We start from the raw sequence: 18,785 nt of genomic DNA on the forward strand, positions 1-18,785 counted from the left end.
ACCTGTGGACTCGTGTTGCGCCGAAGCGGGACCGTACGAAGAGCGGCTCATGGCGCTGCCTCCTCAAGGGCGTAACCGAACACAACCGAACGGGATGCCCGGATCTCACCCCCGACTCCCGGCGTCGTCAAGGGGTTTCACCGCCCAGCAGGCAACTGTTATCTCTTCTCTTCCGACAGAGTCGAACACGGCCTACCGTAAACACTCGGACCTTGACGCGGTCATGACGACCGCCACGATCGAGGAGACGTAGCGTGCGCCACCCTAGATCACGCAAGCGAATCATCGGAGCATTAGCCACCCTGCTGCTGGCATCCGGCGCCCTCGCCGCGCCGGCCCAGGCCCGTCCCGCCGACGACGTCCGACCACTCGTGGAGGACGGCCTCGCCAAGACCCCGCCGATGGGCTTCAACAACTGGAACTCCACCCACTGCCGGGCGGACTTCAACGAGGCCATGGTCAAGGGCATCGCCGACATCTTCGTCGAGCGCGGCCTCAAGGACGCCGGCTACGAGTACGTGAACCTGGACGACTGCTGGGCGCTCCCCGAGCGCAACGCCGACGGCAAGCTGGTCCCCGACCCGGCCCGCTTCCCGAACGGCATCAAGGCGGTCGCCGACTATGTCCACTCCAAGGGCCTGAAGTTCGGCATCTACACCAGCGCGGGCACCAAGACCTGCAACTCGGCCGGCTTCCCCGGCGCCCTGGGCCACGAGGAGTCCGACGCCCAGCAGTTCGCCGACTGGGGCGTCGACTACCTCAAGTACGACAACTGCAACAACCAGGGCGTGGACGCCAAGCAGCGCTACACCAAGATGCGCGACGCACTGAAGGCCACCGGCCGGCCGATCGTCTACTCCATCTGCGAGTGGGGCGAGAACAAGCCCTGGGAGTGGGCCGGAGACCTCGGCCAACTGTGGCGTACCACGGGCGACATCAGCGACAGCTGGTCGAGCATGCTCGGCATCATGAAGCAGAACCTCCCCCTCGCGAAGTACGCGGGCCCCGGCCGCTGGAACGACCCCGACATGCTGGAGGTCGGCAACGGCGGCATGACGGACACGGAGTACCGCAGCCACTTCTCCATGTGGTCGATCATGGCGGCGCCGCTGCTCATCGGCACCGACCTGCGCAAGGCCGACGAGGCGACCTTCGAGATCCTGGAGAACAAGGAGGTCATCGCCGTCAACCAGGACCCGCTCGGCAAGCAGGGCGAGGTGCTGTCCTCGGAGGCCGGCCGCTGGGTGGTCGGCAAGGAGCTGGCGGACGGCAGCCGCGCGGTGACCCTCTTCAACGAGACCGACCAGCCGCAGCACATCGCCACGTCGGCCAAGGCGCTCGGCCTGCCGGCGGCGGACGCGTACGTGCTGCGCGACCTCTGGCAGCACAAGAGCTACAACACGGCGGGCGCCATCTCGGCGACCGTCCCGGCGCACGGCACGGCGATGTTCCGGGTGTCGGCGGGCGGCGACTGGGCCTCGCACCCGCCGGCCGTCGAGGCGGGCATCGACACGACGCCGTACGTCGAGGCGGGCAAGCCGGCCGCGACCACGACGACGCTGACCAACCACGGCCGCACGCCGGCCCGTAACGTCTCGGCGGCGCTCTCGGGGCCGGAGGGCTGGCAGGCGAAGCCCGGCAGCCCGGCGACCGCGAAGACGCTCAAGAGCGGCGCCCAGCTCCGTACGAAATGGACCGTGTCCGCACCGGCCGGGAGCCAACAGGGCGCCCACACCCTCACCTTGGCGTCCCGCTACACCTCCCCCGCCGGTGAGCGGGTGAGCGCCGAGCTCCCGGGCCGGGCCTACATCGTCCAGGCGCCACCGGGCGGCGCCTCGTACGCGAGCGACCTGACCTGGCTGAGCGCCGCCAACGGCTGGGGCCCGGTGGAGAAGGACACCAGCGTCGGCGAGGACGCGGCGGGCGACGGCAAGCCGCTCACCATCGGCGGCACCACGTACGCGAAGGGCCTGGGCGCGCACGCGGTCAGCGAGGTCGTGTACTACGCGGGCAAAAAGTGCTCGGCGGTCACGGCGAAGGTGGGCGTCGACGACGAGAAGGGCGACAAGGGCACGGTCGCCTTCGAGGTCTGGGCGGACGACAAGAAGGCCGCCTCGACGGACACCCTCACCAACGCCATGCCGGCCCAGGATCTGACGGCCGACGTCACGGGCGCCACCACCGTCCGCCTGGTCGTCACGGACGGCGGCGACGGGGTCGACAGCGATCACGCGGACTGGGCGGAGGCCAAGCTCAGCTGCTAGTCGGGCGCAGCCCGTCCAGCACGACCGCCAGGGCGCGGGCCCGTACGCCGGGGTCCGCGCCCGCCTGCTTCACGGCGCGGGTGGCGCCGACGAGCAGCGCCATCACTTCGAGTACGCCGATGTCGCCGCGCACGGCGCCGCTCTGCTGCGCCTGCGCCAGGAGGCGGGACAGCACGTCGCGCAGTCCCGCGCCGGCGTCGGCGTGCGCCTGGGCGACGTCGATGCCGGCGTCCTCCAGCGCGTCGGCGAGGGCAAGCTTCCGCTCCGACTCCCCCACCACCTTGGTGAAGAACCCGAAGAACGCCTCCCCGGGCTTCGCCTCGGCGGCGAGGGCCTCCGCCTCCGCCGTCAGCCGTTCGAGACCCGCGGTGTAGACGGCCGAGAACAGGGCCTCCTTGGTCGGGAAGTGCCGGAAGACCGTGCCCACGCCGACGCCCGCGGCCTTGGCTACCTCCTCCGTACGCACCCCGGCGCCGCGCTCCCACAGCAGTTGCTCGGCCGCCTCCAGCACGCGCGCACGGTTGCGCTGCGCGTCCGCGCGCAGCGGGCGTCCCGATGTGACCACGACCACACTCCTTGACAAACGGACTCGCCAGTCCGGATTCTGTTAAGCGGACCAGCCAGTCCGATTCTCTCCCACCTGGAGGCCATCATGCCTGCCGTCCGCACGCCCCGCGAGACCGTCACCGAGCTTCACCAGCGCATTTCCGCGTCCCGCTGGGATGAGCTCGCCGAGCTGTACGCGGCGGACACCGTCGTCGACATCGTCTTCGCCAAGCCCGTCGCCGGGCACGCCGAGGGCCGCGAGTCGCTGGCCGAGCACTTCGCTCCGCTCGTCGCCGGGGGCCTGCAGCTGAAGATCGAGAACACCGTGCTCCACGAGACCGCGGACCCGGAGGTGGTCGTCGCCGAGTACGAGTCCGTGGTGACCGTCGGGGGCAACTCCGTCCGCGCCGCCAACGTCCAGGTGGTCCGAGTGCGCGACGGGCTGATCGCCACGTCCCGCGACTACCACGACCATGTCGCCATCGCCGCGGCCTCGGGGCGCCTGGAGGAGATGCTGGCGGGGGTCAAGGCCGCCGCGTAAAGCCGGTCAGTCCTCCGCGAACGGCCCGATCCGCAGGCTCTCCGCGGCCGCGGCCGCCGCGCCTATCAGCCCGGCGTCCGTGCCCAGCGCGGCCGGTACGACCTCGAGGCCCGACACGAACGACAGCGTCGCGTAGCTCTTCAGGTGGCGCCGCAGCGGCTCGAAGAGCAGGTCGCCCGCGGCCGCCACGCCACCGCCGATGACGGCGACCTCGATCTCGACGAGCGTCGCCGTCGCGGCGATACCGGCGGCGAGAGCCTGCGCGGCCCGGTCGAAGGAGGCCAGCGCGACCGGGTCGCCCGCACTCGCGGCGGCCGCGACGCCGCGCGCGGTCGCGTCGCCGTCCGGGCCCGGCGTCCAGCCCTCGCTCAGCGCCCGCGCGGCGATGTTGGGCCCGCTGGCGATGCGCTCGACGCAGCCGCGCGCCCCGCACGGGCACGGGTCGCCGTTGAGATCCACCGAAATGTGGCCGATGTGCCCGGCGTTGCCGGTCGGCCCCGGATAGATCCGCCCGTCCAGCACCAGGCCGCCGCCCACGCCCGTGGAGACGACCATGCACATGGCGGCCGCGCGCCCGCGGGCCGCCCCCTGCCAGTGCTCGGCCGCGGTGATGGCGACGCCGTCGCCGACCAGCACCACCGGCAGCTCGCCGACGGTCTCGCGCACGCCCGCGACCAGCGGAAAGTCTCGCCATACGGGAATGTTCACGGGGCTCACCGTGCCCGTGGAGGCGTCCACCGGACCCGCGCTGCCGATCCCGAGCGCCGCGACCCGCGGCCACTCCGGGGCGGCCGTCAGATCGCCCAGGACGCCCGCGACCGCGGCCTTCATCGCCGCGGCGGACTCCTTGGCGGGCGTGGGCCGCTGGGACCGTACGAGCAGCCTCCCGTCGCCATCCACGAGTGCTCCGGCGATCTTCGTACCGCCGATGTCGAGGGCGGCGATCAAGGCTGTCTGCATCGGCGTCGTGAGCTCTCCTGGTAGTGGTCAGCGGCGGAGCATATCTTCCCTGGCCCTGACAACGTTGTCCAGCCCCTATGATCGACACCACCTGCCAAGGCCCTGCCCGAAGGACTCGCCAACGTGACCGACCCGCAGACAGAGAGCGCCTCCAGCCGCTACGGCTCCCGGCCGACGATGAAGGACGTCGCGGCCCGCGCCGGCGTCGGCCTGAAGACGGTCTCGCGCGTCGTCAACGGCGAGCCGGGCGTGACGCCCGACACCGAGCAGCGGGTCAGGGAGGCGATCCTCGCCCTGGGCTTTCGCCGTAATGACAGCGCCCGCATCCTGCGCAAGGGGCGTACGTCCAGCATCGGCCTGGTGCTGGAGGATCTGGCGGATCCCTTCTACGCCCCGCTGAGCCGCGCCGTCGAGGAGGTCGCCCGCGCGCACGGCACCCTGCTGATCAACGGCTCCAGCGCCGAGGAGCCAGCCCGCGAGCAGGAGCTGGTGCTGGCGTTCTGCGCCCGCCGGGTCGACGGCCTGGTGATCGTCCCGGCCAGCGACGACCACCGCTATCTGGAGCCGGAGATCGCCGCGGGCATAGCGACCGTCTTCGTGGACCGCCCGGCGGGCCGCATCGACGCGGACACCGTGCTTACGGACAACCATGGTGGCGCCCGCGACGGCGTCGCGCATCTGATCGCCCAGGGGCAGCGCCGGATCGGCTACATCGGCGACCATCCGCGGATCCACACGGCCGCGGAGCGGCTGCGCGGCTATCGCACGGCGATGGCCGACGCGGGGCTGCCGGTGCACGGCTCGTGGGTGGCGATGGGGTCGACCGACCCGGACCGGGTCCGTACCGCGATCGCCGCGATGCTCGACGGGCCCGAGCCGGTCACGGCGATCTTCTCCGGCAACAACCGGGTGACGGTGACGGCGGTGCGGATGCTCCGCGAGCGCGACCGCGCCACCCCCGTCGCCCTGGTCGGCTTCGACGACTTCGAGCTCGCCGACCTGCTCTCCCCCGGCATCACGGTCGTCGCCCAGGATCCGGCGGAGCTGGGGCGGACGGCGGCGGAGACGCTGTTCCGCCGCCTGGAGGGCGGGCATGACGCGCCGAAGCGGGTGGAGCTGCCGACGCGGCTCATCGCCCGCGGGTCGGGGGAGATTCCCCCGGCCTGAGGTCAGTCCTCGAGGCCGACGTCGTCGTAGTCGTCGTGGTCGTCGTCGGGCTCTTCCCCGGACGCGCCCCCGACGCCGAGCAGCCGCCGCGTCAGCGCGTCCCGGTCGGACAGCAGCTCGTCCAGGGCAGCCTGGACGTCATCCGCGGACGTCTTCTCCTCCCGCTCCGCGGCGAACAGCACCGCGCGCCGCACCAGTTCCTTGGTGAACGACGCCGTGGTGCCCTCGGTCCGCTCCACCACCCGCTCCACCGCGTCGCCGTCGAGGCCGAGCTGCCCGCCGTACAGGCCGAACAGCCGGCGCCGCCCCACCGCGTCCGGCAGCGGGATCTCCACCGCCATGTCGACACGCCCCGGCCGCTGGGAGAGCGCGGGCTCCAACAGGTCGGCGCGGTTGGTGGTGAGAAGGAAGGCGACGTCGGCGTCGTCGCCGAGGCCGTCCATCTCGTTGAGCACCTGGAAGAGCAGCGGCTGGTCGTCGTCGCTGAGGTCGCGCGCCTCCGCGACCAGGTCGCAGTCCTCCAGGACCACCAGGGCGGGCTGCAGCTGCCGCGCCAGCGCGCACGCGGCGCCGACGTACTTGATGGTCGGCCCGGCGAGCACGACAGCCGTGAAGTCCGGCAGCTGGGACAGCAGATACCGCACCGAATGCGTCTTGCCGGTGCCCGGCGGCCCGTACAGCAGCAGCCCGCGGCGCAGGTGCTGCCCAGCCGCGCGCAGCGCCTCCCGGCGCCGGGCCACGCCGACGACCTGCCGCTCGACGCGCTCCAGCAGCCCGTTGGGCAGCACGATGTCGCCCTCCCCGAGGCCGGGGCGGGAGTGGAAGCGGAACGGGCCGATGCCGTGGCTGAAGGCGGTGCCCTCGAAGGAGAGGATCTTGCCGCGGAAGACGTTGTGCTCGCGGATCAGCGCGTCGAGGCCGGCGAGGAAGCGCTTGGCGGCCTCCCGGGAGGGCGCGAGCACTTCAAGCTCCACCTCCTCACGGCCGTACTCCTCGCTGGGCCCGCGCAGCAGCACCGCGTACCGGTCGTCGCCGTCGGTCCCGAGGTAGATGCCGAAGGAGACGCAGGAGAGTTCCTCGCCGGGCGCGACCGGCAGATACGCGTAGTCGACGGCGCCGACGATGAAGCGCTCGCGGCGCTGCGCGGCCTCCAGGATCTCGCCCAGCGACTCGTATCGGCGGCCCTCGCCGGTGATGCCGATCAGCTCATGGCTGCGGCCCTCGGAGCTGAACCAGCGCTCGGCGGCGACGTGGACGTTGGCGTGGTCGTACGGGGCGTAGCTGCCCTTGACGACCGGGACCTGCTCCGGTTTGCGCCCCAGGTGGGCTTCGAGACGCTCCAGCAATGAGCGGCCCTCGACACCGTCGTTGTAGACGATCTGGTCGAGGAACTGCCGGAAGAGGCGGCCGAACTCGGCCCGTTCCTGCTGCTCCATACCCGTACCCCCGTCTCCGGCGGCCGGTCGTGCCGCCGCCGCCCACAGTAGGTGCGCGGCGGCGGGCAATTCACCTCAATTAACCGCGGCCGGCCAGCGAGTCGAGCCGCGCGCGATCAAGACCGGTCAGCTTGGTGACCTCATCGAGGTCGACCGCGCCGCAGTCCAGGCCGCGCAGCAGGTAGCCGGACAGCGCCTTGGCGGTGGCGGGCTCGTCCATCACGGCGCCGCCGGCCTTCGACACGTACGCGGCCAGCCGCGCGGCGGCCTGCTCCAGGCCCTCGCGGTAGAAGGCGTAGACGGCCGCGTAACGGGTCGGCAGGTGGCCCGGGTGCATGTCCCAGCCCTGGTAGTACGCGCGGGCCAGAGAGCGGCGCACGAGGTCGTGGTGGAGCTTCCAGGCGGCGTGCACCTGGGCCGTGTCGCCGACCGGGAGGACGTTGGTGGAGCCGTCCGAGAGCCGGACGCCGGTGCCCGCGGCCGCGACCTGCATGACGGCCTTGGCGTGGTCGGCGACCGGGTGGTCCATCGACTGGTACGCGGCGCTGACGCCGCAGGAGGCGCTGTAGTCGAAGGTGCCGTAGTGCAGCCCGGTGGCGCGGCCCTCGGCGGCCTCGATCATGCGGGCGACGGTGGCGCGGCCGTCGGCGCCGAGGATCGACTGGGTGGTCTCGACCTGGATCTCGAAGCCGATCCGACCGGCGGCGAGGCCGCGGGCCTTCTCGAACTCCTCCAGCAGCCGCACCATGGCCGTGACCTGCTCGGCGTACGTCACCTTGGGCAGGGTCAGGACGAGCCCGTCCGGCAGGCCGCCGCGCTCAAGCAGCCCGGTGAGGAAGATGTCCAGGGTGCGGATGCCGCGGTCGCGGACGGCGGACTCCATGCACTTCATGCGGATGCCGACATACGGGGCGTCGCTGCCCGCCGCCACCAGCTCGGCGGCGCGGGCGGCGGCCTCGTCCTCCTCGGCGTCGGGGCGCGGCCCGTAGCCGTCCTCGAAGTCGATACGGAGGTCCTCGACGGGCTCGCGGGTCAGCTTGGCGCGCACGCGGTCGTAGACCGGCCCGGCCAGCTCGTCGGGGATGCCGAGGACGCCCGCCAGCGCGCCCGCGTCCGGCGCGTGCTCGTCCAGGAGGGCGAGGGCCTGGTCGCCCCAGGAGCGGATGGTGTCGGCCGCGTAGGCGTCGCCGGGGACGTAGACCGTGTGCACGGGCTGCCGGGTGCCCGGGTCGCCCGGATAGCGGCTCGCCAGCTCGGCGTCGACCTGCGCCAGCGAGGCGCCGAGCTGCGCGCTTACGGAGCCTGCGAGCGTCGTCGCGACCCCACCCGATGACTCAGTCCCCTGCACCATCCACACTCCTTCAACTCAACAAAGCGTTGAAGTGAAATTTAATCTCCACGATGCGGAACGTCAATGGTCAGGCCCCCGTACGCGATCGCGTACGGGGGCCTGCGGGACGAGCAGCGGTCAGCCCTTGCGGGTCTTGACCTCCTCGGTCAGCGCCGGGACGACCTCGAAGAGGTCGCCGACGATGCCGTAGTCGACCAGGTCGAAGATCGGCGCCTCGGCGTCCTTGTTGATCGCGACGATCGTCTTGGACGTCTGCATGCCGGCCCGGTGCTGGATCGCGCCGGAGATGCCCGCCGCGATGTACAGCTGCGGGGAGACGCTCTTGCCGGTCTGGCCGACCTGGTTGGAGTGCGGGTACCAGCCGGCGTCCACCGCGGCGCGGGAGGCGCCGACGGCCGCGCCGAGGGAGTCGGCGAGGGACTCGATGACATGGAAGTTCTCCGCGCCGTTCACGCCGCGGCCACCCGAGACCACGATCGCGGCCTCGGTGAGCTCCGGGCGCCCGGTCGACTCGCGCGGGGTGCGGGAGACGACCTTGGTGCCGGTGGCGCCCTCGGAGAAGGACACGTTCAGCGCCTCGACGGTGCCGGCGGCCGGGGCGGCCTCCGGGGCGGCCGAGTTCGGCTTGACGGTGATCACCGGGGTGCCGCTGGAGACGCGGGACTTGGTGGTGAACGAGGCCGCGAACACCGACTGCGTGGCGACCGGGCCTTCGTCGCCGGCCTCCAGGTCGGTGGCGTCGGTGATGATGCCGGAGTTCAGGCGCAGCGCGAGGCGGGCGGCGATCTCCTTGCCCTCCGCGGAGGAGGGTACGAGGACGGCGGCCGGGCTCACCGCGTCGTACGCGGCCTGCAGCGCGTCCACCTTGGGCACCACGAGGTACTCGCCGAACTCCGGTGCGTCGGCGGTCAGCACCTTCACGGCGCCGTACTCGGCGACGGTGGCGGCGGTGTCCGCGGCGCCGCTGCCGAGCGCGACCGCGACGGGCTCGCCGATGCGGCGGGCGAGGGTGAGCAGCTCCAGCGTGGGCTTCTTGACGGCGCCGTCGACGTGGTCGACGTAGACAAGGACTTCAGCCATGGGAAATCAGATCTCCTGTGCAGAGGTGAGGGCTTGTGGCGTGGACCGGGCTCAGATGAACTTCTGGCCCGCGAGGAACTCGGCGAGCTGCTTGCCGCCCTCGCCCTCGTCCTTGACGATCGTGCCCGCGGTGCGCGCCGGGCGCTCGGTGGCCTCGTCGACCTTCGTCCAGGCGCCGTCCAGGCCGACCTGCTCGGCCTCCAGGCCGAGGTCGTCCAGGTCCAGCTCCTCCACCGGCTTCTTCTTGGCGGCCATGATGCCCTTGAAGGACGGGTAGCGGGCCTCGCCCGACTGGTCCGTCACGGAGATCAGCGCCGGGAGGGAGGCCTCCAGCTGCTCGGTGGCGGCGTCGCCGTCGCGGCGGCCGGTCACCTTGCCGTCTGCCACCGACACCTCGGACAGCTGGGTCACCTGCGGCACGCCGAGGCGCTCGGCGAGGATCGCCGGGAGCACGCCCATGGTGCCGTCGGTGGAGGCCATGCCGCAGACCACGAGGTCGTAGCCGACGTGCTCGACGGCCTTCTGCAGCACCGCGGAGGTGCCGAAGACGTCGGTGCCGTGGAGGTCGTCGTCCTCCACGTGCACGGCCTTGTCGGCGCCCATGGAGAGCGCCTTGCGGAGCGCGTCGCGGGCGTCCTCCGGGCCGACGGTCACGACGGTGACCTCGGCGTCGTCGTCGTTCGCTTCCTTGATCTGCAGCGCCTGCTCGACCGCGTACTCGTCGAGCTCGGAGAGCAGGCCGTCCACATCCTCGCGGTCGACGGTCAGGTCCTCGGCGAAGTGCCGGTCGCCGGTGGCGTCGGGCACGTACTTCACACAGACAACGATCCTCAAGCTCACGCCGGCTCCCAACCGCTTCTCGTTCGTCTCGTCTTCGAAACTGCCGTGCTGGCAGCATATAAATATTACTCGTCAGTACACCGACGTCATTCCCGGGTTTCAAGGACGTTGAACTGTGACGTTCCCTACTGCGTCCCTACTGCGTCGCCCAACGCGGCAATGACGTGCGCCTTACCAGGCTGCCCGGTCGCCCGCCGCACCACCGCCCCGGCGGCGTCCAGGACCAGCACGGTCGGCGTGCCGGTGATCTCCAGCCGCCGTACGAGCTCCAGGTGCGACTCGGCGTCGACCTCCACATGCGCCACGCCCTCCACCATCGCCGCCACCTCCGCCAGCACCCGGCGGGTGGCACGGCAAGGCTGGCAGAAGGCGCTGGAGAACTGCACCAGGGTGGCCCTGCTCCCCAGGCCCTCGATGTCAAGGTCCGCGGGTGTGAGAAGCGCTTCCATGCAGCCCAGGATGCCTGACCGTATCCTGCGGACGTGGCAGAGCTCATCTACCCGCCGGTGATCCAGGCTGCGCGCACCTGGTTCAAGGCCCTGGGACTTCGCATCGACCTTGACGGCGCGCAGCACGTCCCCAAGGACGGTGGGGCCGTGCTGGTGAGCAATCACATCAGCTATCTCGATTTCATCTTCTGCGGCTACGCGGCGCTGCCGGCGAAGCGGTACGTGCGCTTCATGGCGAAGGAGTCGGTCTTCAGGCACCGCGTCTCCGGGCCGCTCATGCGCGGCATGAAGCACATCCCCGTGGACCGCGCGCAGGGCGCGCAGGCCTTCCGCGAGGCCCTCTCGGCGCTGCGCCGCGGCGAGATCGTGGGAGTGTTCCCGGAGGCGACGATCTCGGAGTCGTTCACGCTCAAGGAGTTCAAGTCCGGCGCGGCGCGGCTCGCCCAGGAGGCGGGGGTGCCGCTGCTTCCCATGGCGGTGTGGGGCACGCAGCGGCTGTGGACGAAGGGCCGCAAGCGCGACTTCGGGAGGAATCGTTTCCCCATCACCATCCGGGTCGGGGAAAAGATGGGGGTCGGCTCGGAGGTCGACCAGGAGGCGCTGACAGCCCAGCTCAAGGGGCGTATGCAGGAGCTGCTGACGGCGGCGCAGAAGGCGTATCCCGACAAGCCGAAGGGCCCGGACGACTCCTGGTGGCTCCCGGCCCACCTGGGCGGGAGCGCACCGGAGCCGGCCTAGGCCTGGTCCGTACGGCGGTCAGGCCCTGGCCATCTCCTCCCCCAGGGCGGTGACGAAGGCGTCGACGTCCTCGGGCTTGGTGTCGTACGAGCACATCCAGCGGACGTCGCCGGCCGCCTCGTCCCAGAAGTAGAAGCGGAACTGCTTCTGCAGCCGCTCCGTGACGTCGTGCGGCAGCCGGGCGAAGACGCCGTTCGCCTGAACGGGGTAGAGGATCTCGACGCCGTCGATGGCCCGGGCGCCCGCGGCGAGCCGCTTGGCCATGGCGTTGGCGTGCTGGGCGTTGCGCAGCCACAGGTCCTTGGCGAGCAGCGCCTCGAACTGGACCGAGATGAAGCGCATCTTGGACGCCAACTGCATGGAGAGCTTGCGCAGGTGCTTCATCGCGCCGACCGCGTCCGGGTTCAGCACGACGACGGCCTCGCCCATCATCATGCCGTTCTTCGTGCCGCCGAAGGACAGGATGTCGACGCCCGCCACATTGGTGAACGACCGCATCGGGACGTCGAGGGTGGCGGCCGCGTTGGCTATCCGGGCGCCGTCGAGGTGGACCTTCATGCCGCGCTCGTGGGCGTGGTCACAGATGGCCTTGACCTCGTCGGGCGTGTAGACGGTGCCCAGCTCCGTGGACTGGGTGATCGAGACGACCTGCGGCATGGCGCGGTGCTCGTCGTCCCAGCCGCGCGCCTCCAGGTCGATCAGCTCGGGGGTGAGCTTGCCGTCCGGGGTCGGGACGGTGAGCAGCTTGAGACCGCCGACCCGCTCCGGCGCCCCGCACTCGTCCACGTGGATGTGCGCGCTGTCGGCGCAGATGACGGCGCCCCAGCGGTCGGTGACCGCCTGCAGCGCCACCACGTTGGCGCCGGTGCCGTTGAGGACCGGGTAGGCCGTGGCGTACGGGCCGAGGTGGCTGCGGAAGATCTGCTGCAGGGCCTCGGTGTACTCGTCCTCGCCGTAGGAGACCTGGTGGCCGCCGTTGGCGAGGGCGATGGCGGCGAGGATCTCCGGATGCACGCCCGCGTAGTTGTCGCTGGCGAAGGCGCGCGACTCCGGGTTGTGCCGCTGCTTGGCGTCGGTCTGCTGGCTTATGGCTGGGGTGTGAGCCACTGGCGGGTTCCGTTCAGTTCCTCGACGGGGCGGTCGTAGACACGGGCGATCTCGTCCGCGAGATCGGCCACGTCCGTGAAGCCGGGGAACTTGCCCTCCGGCTTCGCGGCCCGCATCGCGTCATGGACCAGGGCCTTCACCACCAGGATGACAGCCGCGGCAGGCGGCGACGAGTCACCCCCGGCCTTCTTGAAGGCGTGCCCGAGGGCGAGCGTCCAGGCCTCGGCGGCGGCCTTCGCGGCGGCATACGCGGCATTGCCGCCGGTCGGCTTCGAAGCGCCGGCGGCGGAGACCAGCACGTACCGGCCGCGGCCGCCGCTGCGCTGCAGCGGCTCCTGGAAGGCGAGGGAGGTGTGCTGCACGGTCTGAATGAGGAGCTTGTGCAGCACGTCCCAGTCGGCGAGGTCGGTCTCGGCGAAGGACTTCGAGCCGCGCCAGCCGCCGACCAGGTGCACCAGGCCGTCGACGCGGCCGTGGTCCTTCTCGATCCGCTCCGCCCAGTCGCGGGTGGCCTCCGGGTCGAGCAGGTCGACCTGCTCGCCGTAGACGAAGCCGCCGTGCCCGGAGGCGGCCCTGACCGCCTCGTTCAGCCGCTCGGTGTCGGCGTCGGCGCCGACCACCGTGGCGCCCCCGGCCGCGAGCCGCCGCAGCGCGGCGGTGCCGGCGGGGCCACCGGCGCCGGCCACGGCGATCACGGCGCCCCTGAGCGCGCTGTCCGTGTCGTTCCCCGAGATGCTCATGCGCCAGCCTCGCTTCGCTCGGCGGGCTGTGAGCACAGCGCGCACCTCTTGTTGATTCGCTCGCTTCGCTCACTCATTGCGCGTCCCGTCTTTCCGTTCAGGCGGCTACGGCATCGCTGCCGGCGTCGCTCTTGGCGGTGATGCCCTTGGTCGAGGCAATGGTCTTACGGAGCTTCTTGGCCAGGGCCTCGTAGAACATGCTCAGCGGGAACTCGTCCGGCAGCACGTCGTCGACCAGCTTGCGCGGCGGCTGCGACAGGTCGAGCGCGTCAGGGCCCTTGGCCCACACCGAGCCGGGGTGCGGCGAGAGGTAGGTCGAGACGAGGTCGTACGCCTTGAACCAGTGGACGAGCTTGGGCCGGTCGATGCCGTCCCGGTAGAGCGTCTCGATCTCCGTACGCAGCGCGCCGGTGACCTCGCGGGCGCGGTCCCAGTCGATCGACAGCTTGTTGTCCGTCCAGCGCAGCGCGTCGTGCTTGTGCAGGTACGCGAAGAGCAGCTGGCCGCCGAGGCCGTCGTAGTTGCGGTTGCGCTCGCCGGTGACCGGGAAGCGGAAGAGGCGGTCCATCAGCACCGCGTACTGCACGTCGCGGCCCTGGGCGAAGCCGTCCGCGTACAGCTTGCCGGCCTCGTGGAAGGCGGTGAGGTCGCAGCGCAGCTCCTCGATGCCGTACATCCAGAAGGGCTGCCGCTGCTTGATCATGAAGGGGTCGAAGGGCAGGTCGCCATGGCTGTGGGTGCGGTCGTGGACCATGTCCCAGAGCACGAAGGTCATCTGCGCCCGCTCCTGGTCGTCCAGCAGCCCCTGGGCGTCCTCGGGCAGGGCCAGCCCTGTGACGTCCACGGCCGACTTGATGACGCGGCGGAAGCGGGCGGCCTCGCGGTCGCAGAAGATGGCGCCCCAGCTGAACCGTTCGGGTGCCTCGCGCACCGCGATGGTCTCCGGGAACAGCACGGCGGAGTTCGTGTCGTAGCCGGAGGTGAAGTCCTCGAAGGTGATGCCGAGGAAGAGCGGGTTGTCGTAACGGGTGCGCTCCAGCTCGGCGAGCCACTCCGGCCAGACGACGCGGATCACGACCGCCTCCAGGTTGCGGTCCGGATTGCCGTTCTGGGTGTACATCGGGAAGACGACCAGGTGCTGCAGGCCGTCGGCGCGCTGCTCGGCGGGCTGGAAGGCGAGCAGCGAGTCGAGGAAGTCGGGCACCCCGAAGCCGCCCTGGGCCCAGCGGCGCAGGTCCGCGACGAGCGCCTGGTGGTACGCCTCGTTGTGCGGCAGCAGCGGGGCCAGCTCCCTCACGCCGGAGACCACCCGCTCCAGCGCCGCATCGGCGTCGGCGCGGGCGGGCGCGCCCTCGGCGTCGAAGTCGATCGAGCCGTCCTTGGACTGCCACGGACGGATCTCCTCCACGGCGGCCTTCAGCGCGGCCCAGGCGGGCCTGTCGACGATGCGCTCCACAGGCAGAACGCCGCCTTCCGCTACGCCATGAGCAAGAATTTCCGTCATCTTCCACTCCTCCGCGGAGAACCTCTCGTGTCCCTACCGTATCCACGTACGACCGTCGCACTCAAGGGGGGTCGCCGCAAAATCTGCTGCGATCAAGCGCCGCGACCGCAGTTCTTCCGTACGGGCCGCCTTCGCACGCGACGTCAGCACCGTGCGCGGACACGCCCACAGACCAGTGCACGGCCGGGTTCGATCTCTTGCGCATGGCCTAGGCTTTCGGCGACCCGGGAGTCGTGAGCCGCCCCCGACGGAAGCGGAGAGTGCTGTGTCGTTTGTGACCATTGGACACCGCGGATTGATGGGCATCGAGCCGGAGAACACCCTCCGCTCGTTCGTCCGCGCCGACCGGGAGGGCATGGACCGCGTAGAGCTCGACCTGCACCTGAGCAAGGACGGGCACCTCGTGATCATGCATGACGCCGAGGTGGACCGCACCACCGACGGCAAGGGCCCGATCGCCGACTTCACCCTGGACGAGCTCCGCGAGCTGGATGCCGGCGACGGCGAGCGGATCCCGGTCTTCGAGGAGGTCGTGGACGCGGTCGCCGCGCCGCTGCAGGCGGAGATCAAGGACGTCGCCGCGGCCAGGTCGCTCGCCGAGGTGCTGGAGCGGCGGGATCTGGTGGGCCGGGTCGAGGTGCTGTCCTTCCACGACGAGGCGATCGACGAGATCAAGAAGCTGCTGCCGCGGGTGCGCACGGTCCTGGTCGCCAGCCGTTACGGGCACGACATCGTCGACCGCGCCAAGGCCGTGGGCGCGTACATGCTGTCGCTCAACCTCCGCCGCCTCACCCTGGAGCTGGTGGAGAAGGCACACGCCGCGGACCTCGACGTGATCGCCTGGACGGTGAACACCCCCGACCAGCTCAAGCTCGCCCGCGGCCTCGGGCTGCAGGGCGTCGTGACGGACTTCCCGGAGATCAAGCGCACGGCTCGCTTCACGGCCTGAGAGGGGCGGCTTCGGGCCGCCCCCTCCCCTGCTCCCCGCTCTCCCGCTCCCTCCCGCGCGACCCCTTTGCGCCCATGCGCTTGCGTGTGCCGCCGCCCGCCCGGGCATGGTCCGGCCGTACCCGAAGCCGTTCCGCCAAGGGGGCCGCCATGCACGCACCGCCGCTCGCCGGCTGGCTGCTCGTGGCGTTGAGCGCCGCGGTCGGCGCGTACTGCCTGCTGCGGATCCGCACCGCCCCGGCCGGGCAGCGGCGGGCCGCGCGCGGCGACGCGCTGATGGGGCTCGGCATGGCGGCGATGGCCGTGCCGGCGTCCGCGCTCGACACCGGCCGGTGGGGCGGGTACGCGCTCGCCACCGTCTTCGGTGCCGCCGCGGTGCGTGCCGTACTGCCGCTCCGGCACGCCCCGGGGCATCTGCACCATCTGATCGGCGCGCTGGCGATGGCCTATATGGGGCTCGCCATGGCGGCCGCGGGCGGACATGCCGGGCACGGGCCACCGGCGGGGCTGCCGCTGGTGACCGGGGCGCTGCTCGTCTATTACCTCGCGTACGTGCTGTACGGGGGCTCACGGCTGGTCGTCGCGGGGGGTGGAACGGTCGGCGGGGCCGGGTGGACACAGCGGCCTGAGCTGGTGGCGGGGTGCCGGATCAGCATGGGTATCGGGATGTTCGCCATGCTTCTGGCGATGTAACCGCTGTAAAAGATCGCGTGGCGTCGGTCACTTCGCGCTCCGGCCGGTACCGGACAGTAGTCGCCCTCCCTAGGCTGGGGGCATGGTGATCGCAATGGCGCTGTTGCTGCTCGCCGCCGTCGTGGCGGTTGCGACTCCCAGCCTGCTCGGCCGCGCCTCCTGGCCGGACCGGGAGCCGGTGCTCGCGCTGTGGGCGTGGCAGTGCGCGGTCGCCGCCGTGCTGCTGTGCTGCGGCCTCGCCATGGCGCTCAGCGCCGCGTCCGCGTGGGAGAGCGTGCGCAGCGGCGTCTTCGCCCCCGCGCCGCACGGCGTCGTCGAGGCGTACGGGCTCGGGTCCGGCGGCTCCTGGTCCGCCGCGCTCGCCGCGGTGCTGGCCGCGGGCGGCGCCTGGACCGCCGTGAACTTCGTCCGCGAGGTGCGCCACGCCCGTTCCGTACGCCGCAGGCAGCGGGCGGAACTGCTCGTCCGCGCGCCGCTGTTGCCCGGCGAGGAGGAGCAGCGCGGCGACCGCCTGGTCGTCCTGGAGGGCGAACGCCCCGACGCCTGGTGGCTGCCCGGCGGCACCACGCCGCGTCTCGTGATCACCACCGGCGCGCTGCGTCGGCTGCGCAAGCGCCAGCTCGATGCCGTACTCGCCCATGAGCAAGGGCACTCGCGGGCCCGGCACCACTGGCTGCTGTACTGCGCGGGCGCGCTCGCGAGCGGCTTCCCGCAGGTCCCCGTCTTCGCCGCCTTCCGCGACCAGGTGCACCGGCTGTGCGAGCTGGCCGCCGACGACGCCGCGTCCCGCCGCTTCGGGCGGATGACCTTCGCCACCGCCCTCCTCGAACTCAACGAGCACCGCGGCGTGTTCGGCCCCTGCCCGCCGCAGCTGGCGCAGGTGCCGCAGCGCGTCGACCGGCTGCTGGCGCCCGGGCCGCGGCTGACGCCCGGGCGGCGGCTGCGGATGACCGCGTGTGCGGCGCTGGTGCCCGCGGTGCCGCTGCTGGTGGCCTTTGTGCCGGGGCTGAGCACGCTGGCGTAAGGGCGGCCTCGTACGCGAGGATCTTCCGCATGACGCTGACGTCCGCCCCGGTCCGCTCCCGTACCCGCCCGGGCCCGGCGCTGGCCGTCCTCGCCGCGCTCTCCCTGCTGTTGCTCACGCTGGTGGCCGCCGGCTGGGGGCCACTGCTGGACTTCGACCGGTGGACGGCGGAGGGGCTGCACGGGCCCGCGGTGGACGAGCCCGATGTCACGCACGCCAACCGCATCCTCACCGACTGGGTGTGGGACCCGTGGACGATGCGGGCGCTGACCGCGGTGGTGGTCGGCTGGCTGCTGTGGCGCGGCGAGCGGCTGGTCGCCGGGATCGTCGTGGGCGGGACGGTGGTGGGTCTGATCGTGCAGCAGGGCCTCAAGGCGGCGGTGGGACGGGACCGTCCGAGCTGGCCGGACCCGGTCGACTCGGCGCACTATGCGGCCTTCCCCTCCGGGCATGCCATGTCGGTGGCCGTGACGCTGGGGATCGGGGTGTGGCTGCTGCGGCGGTACGGGGCGCCTGCCGGGTGGCAGCGGGCGGCGTGGGCGGTGGCCGGGGTGTCGGTGGCCGGGGTCGGGTTCACGCGGGTGTGGCTCGGGGTGCACTGGCCGAGCGATGTGGTGGGCGGCTGGCTGATGGGGGCGGCCGTGGTGGTGGCGGTCGCGTTCCTTCACGAGCGTGTCAGAGGCGAGCCGTAGGATCGCGGCATGGCGATCAAGGGCGTGCTCTTCGACTTCTCCGGGACCCTCTTCCGCATCGAGTCCGCGGCCGGCTGCCTCGCGGCGGTGCTGCGGGAGCAGGGCATCGCGGCGGACGACGGCGCGGTGGCCGAGGGCGCGCGGCGGCTGGACGCGGTGGGCGGCATCCCGGGTGGCACGTATCCGGCGGAGGTCCCCCGCCATCTCACCGAGCTGTGGGCCACCCGGGACACGGACCCGGAGCGGCACCGCGCCGCCTATACGGGTCTTTCGCGCGAGGCGGAGCTGCCCTGGGATGTCTATGACGCGCTCTACGAGCGCCATATGACGCCCGCCGCCTGGGCGCCGTACCCTGACGCCGCGGAGGTGCTCGGAGAGCTGCGGCGCCGGGGCGTGCGGGTCGGTGTGCTGAGCAACATCGGCTGGGATCTGCGGCCGGTGCTGCGCGCGCACGGCGTGGCGGATGCGGTGGACACCTGCGTGCTGTCGTACGAGCACGGCATCCAGAAGCCCGACCCGCGGCTGTTCCGGATCGCCTGCGAGGAGCTCGGGCTGGCGCCGGAGAGCGTGCTGATGGTCGGCGACGACCGGCGCGCGGACGGCGGAGCCGAGGCGGTGGGCTGCGACTATCTGCCGGTCGACCATCTGCCGGTGGCGCAGCGGCCGGAGGGGCTGCGCCCGGTGCTGCGGCTGGTGGGCTGAGCG

Annotated in this window: 19 protein-coding genes; 9 read left to right on the top strand and 10 right to left on the bottom strand. The window is 71.8% G+C overall.

The features are described 5' to 3' along the window. Nucleotides 1–254: 254 nt before the first annotated feature. Nucleotides 255–2,264, top strand: coding sequence for an NPCBM/NEW2 domain-containing protein (locus ACNNMR_RS04790; protein ID WP_419993244.1), 2,010 nt, complete (start codon nt 255–257; stop codon nt 2,262–2,264). Here the strand turns inward: ACNNMR_RS04790 and ACNNMR_RS04795 are convergent. Further along, nucleotides 2,254–2,829, bottom strand: a complete 576-nt coding sequence (locus ACNNMR_RS04795; protein WP_419993245.1) for a TetR/AcrR family transcriptional regulator — start codon at nt 2,827–2,829, stop codon at nt 2,254–2,256. The genes ACNNMR_RS04790 and ACNNMR_RS04795 overlap by 11 nt on opposite strands. Nucleotides 2,830–2,916: 87 nt before the next feature. On the opposite strand from ACNNMR_RS04795, the gene ACNNMR_RS04800 reads away from it, so the two are divergent. Further along, nucleotides 2,917–3,351, top strand: coding sequence for a nuclear transport factor 2 family protein (locus tag ACNNMR_RS04800; RefSeq protein ID WP_419993246.1), 435 nt, complete (start codon nt 2,917–2,919; stop codon nt 3,349–3,351). A gap of 6 nt (nt 3,352–3,357) precedes the next feature. Here ACNNMR_RS04800 and ACNNMR_RS04805 read toward each other — a convergent pair whose 3' ends face one another. Beyond that, nucleotides 3,358–4,311, bottom strand: coding sequence for an ROK family protein (locus ACNNMR_RS04805; protein ID WP_419993247.1), 954 nt, complete (start codon nt 4,309–4,311; stop codon nt 3,358–3,360). A gap of 177 nt (nt 4,312–4,488) precedes the next feature. Here ACNNMR_RS04805 and ACNNMR_RS04810 point away from each other — a divergent pair, with 177 nt between their 5' ends. Continuing rightward, nucleotides 4,489–5,478: a LacI family DNA-binding transcriptional regulator gene (locus tag ACNNMR_RS04810; RefSeq protein WP_420000265.1), complete on the top strand. Its 990-nt coding sequence runs from the start codon at nt 4,489–4,491 to the stop codon at nt 5,476–5,478. Between the two features lie 2 nt (nt 5,479–5,480). Here ACNNMR_RS04810 and ACNNMR_RS04815 read toward each other — a convergent pair whose 3' ends face one another. The 5 genes from ACNNMR_RS04815 to ACNNMR_RS04835 all read right to left on the bottom strand — a co-directional run bounded on the left by ACNNMR_RS04815 (nt 5,481) and on the right by ACNNMR_RS04835 (nt 10,634). After that, nucleotides 5,481–6,914: an AAA family ATPase gene (locus ACNNMR_RS04815; RefSeq protein ID WP_419993248.1), complete on the bottom strand. Its 1,434-nt coding sequence runs from the start codon at nt 6,912–6,914 to the stop codon at nt 5,481–5,483. 79 nt (nt 6,915–6,993) lie between these two features. Next, nucleotides 6,994–8,265 carry a DUF6986 family protein gene (locus ACNNMR_RS04820; protein ID WP_419993249.1) on the bottom strand — a complete coding sequence of 424 codons (1,272 nt, stop codon included), beginning with the start codon at nt 8,263–8,265 and terminating at the stop codon, nt 6,994–6,996. Between the two features lie 117 nt (nt 8,266–8,382). Beyond that, nucleotides 8,383–9,345: an electron transfer flavoprotein subunit alpha/FixB family protein gene (locus ACNNMR_RS04825; RefSeq protein ID WP_419993250.1), complete on the bottom strand. Its 963-nt coding sequence runs from the start codon at nt 9,343–9,345 to the stop codon at nt 8,383–8,385. Nucleotides 9,346–9,396: 51 nt separating this feature from the next. Then, nucleotides 9,397–10,185: an electron transfer flavoprotein subunit beta/FixA family protein gene (locus tag ACNNMR_RS04830; RefSeq protein WP_419993251.1), complete on the bottom strand. Its 789-nt coding sequence runs from the start codon at nt 10,183–10,185 to the stop codon at nt 9,397–9,399. Between the two features lie 125 nt (nt 10,186–10,310). After that, on the bottom strand, nt 10,311–10,634 hold the full coding sequence (locus ACNNMR_RS04835) for a thioredoxin family protein (protein WP_419993252.1): 324 nt from the start codon (nt 10,632–10,634) through the stop codon (nt 10,311–10,313). A gap of 33 nt (nt 10,635–10,667) precedes the next feature. Between ACNNMR_RS04835 and ACNNMR_RS04840 the strand changes: the two genes are divergently transcribed. Then, complete coding sequence (locus tag ACNNMR_RS04840; protein ID WP_419993253.1) at nt 10,668–11,372, top strand: lysophospholipid acyltransferase family protein; 705 nt, start codon at nt 10,668–10,670, stop codon at nt 11,370–11,372. Between the two features lie 18 nt (nt 11,373–11,390). Here the strand turns inward: ACNNMR_RS04840 and ACNNMR_RS04845 are convergent, their stop codons facing one another. From ACNNMR_RS04845 to ACNNMR_RS04855, 3 genes are all read right to left on the bottom strand, one after another. Further along, nucleotides 11,391–12,479 (bottom strand): threonine aldolase family protein, encoded by a 1,089-nt coding sequence (locus tag ACNNMR_RS04845; protein ID WP_419993254.1) that lies wholly within the window; start codon nt 12,477–12,479, stop codon nt 11,391–11,393. Continuing rightward, nucleotides 12,458–13,219: an SDR family NAD(P)-dependent oxidoreductase gene (locus ACNNMR_RS04850; protein ID WP_419993255.1), complete on the bottom strand. Its 762-nt coding sequence runs from the start codon at nt 13,217–13,219 to the stop codon at nt 12,458–12,460. The genes ACNNMR_RS04845 and ACNNMR_RS04850 overlap by 22 nt, the downstream gene beginning before the upstream one ends. Nucleotides 13,220–13,316: 97 nt before the next feature. Next, the gene (locus ACNNMR_RS04855; RefSeq protein ID WP_419993256.1) at nt 13,317–14,723 is read right to left on the bottom strand and encodes a DUF6421 family protein; all 1,407 of its coding nucleotides are present in this window, start codon (nt 14,721–14,723) and stop codon (nt 13,317–13,319) included. A 265-nt stretch (nt 14,724–14,988) separates the two neighbouring features. Between ACNNMR_RS04855 and ACNNMR_RS04860 the strand changes: the two genes are divergently transcribed. The 5 genes from ACNNMR_RS04860 (at nt 14,989) to ACNNMR_RS04880 (ending at nt 18,782) form a co-directional block, all read left to right on the top strand. Continuing rightward, nucleotides 14,989–15,672, top strand: coding sequence for a glycerophosphodiester phosphodiesterase (locus ACNNMR_RS04860; protein WP_419993257.1), 684 nt, complete (start codon nt 14,989–14,991; stop codon nt 15,670–15,672). Between the two features lie 149 nt (nt 15,673–15,821). Then, complete coding sequence (locus tag ACNNMR_RS04865) at nt 15,822–16,364, top strand: DUF5134 domain-containing protein (RefSeq protein ID WP_419993258.1); 543 nt, start codon at nt 15,822–15,824, stop codon at nt 16,362–16,364. Nucleotides 16,365–16,446: 82 nt separating this feature from the next. Continuing rightward, nucleotides 16,447–17,388, top strand: coding sequence for a M56 family metallopeptidase (locus ACNNMR_RS04870; RefSeq protein WP_419993259.1), 942 nt, complete (start codon nt 16,447–16,449; stop codon nt 17,386–17,388). A gap of 29 nt (nt 17,389–17,417) precedes the next feature. Beyond that, nucleotides 17,418–18,080, top strand: a complete 663-nt coding sequence (locus ACNNMR_RS04875) for a phosphatase PAP2 family protein (protein WP_419993260.1) — start codon at nt 17,418–17,420, stop codon at nt 18,078–18,080. Between the two features lie 9 nt (nt 18,081–18,089). Beyond that, nucleotides 18,090–18,782 (top strand): HAD family hydrolase, encoded by a 693-nt coding sequence (locus ACNNMR_RS04880; RefSeq protein ID WP_419993261.1) that lies wholly within the window; start codon nt 18,090–18,092, stop codon nt 18,780–18,782. Nucleotides 18,783–18,785 lie beyond the last annotated feature (3 nt).

Source organism: Streptomyces boninensis (assembly GCF_048572725.1).
GTDB classification, from domain to species: Bacteria; Actinomycetota; Actinomycetes; order Streptomycetales; family Streptomycetaceae; genus Streptomyces; species Streptomyces boninensis.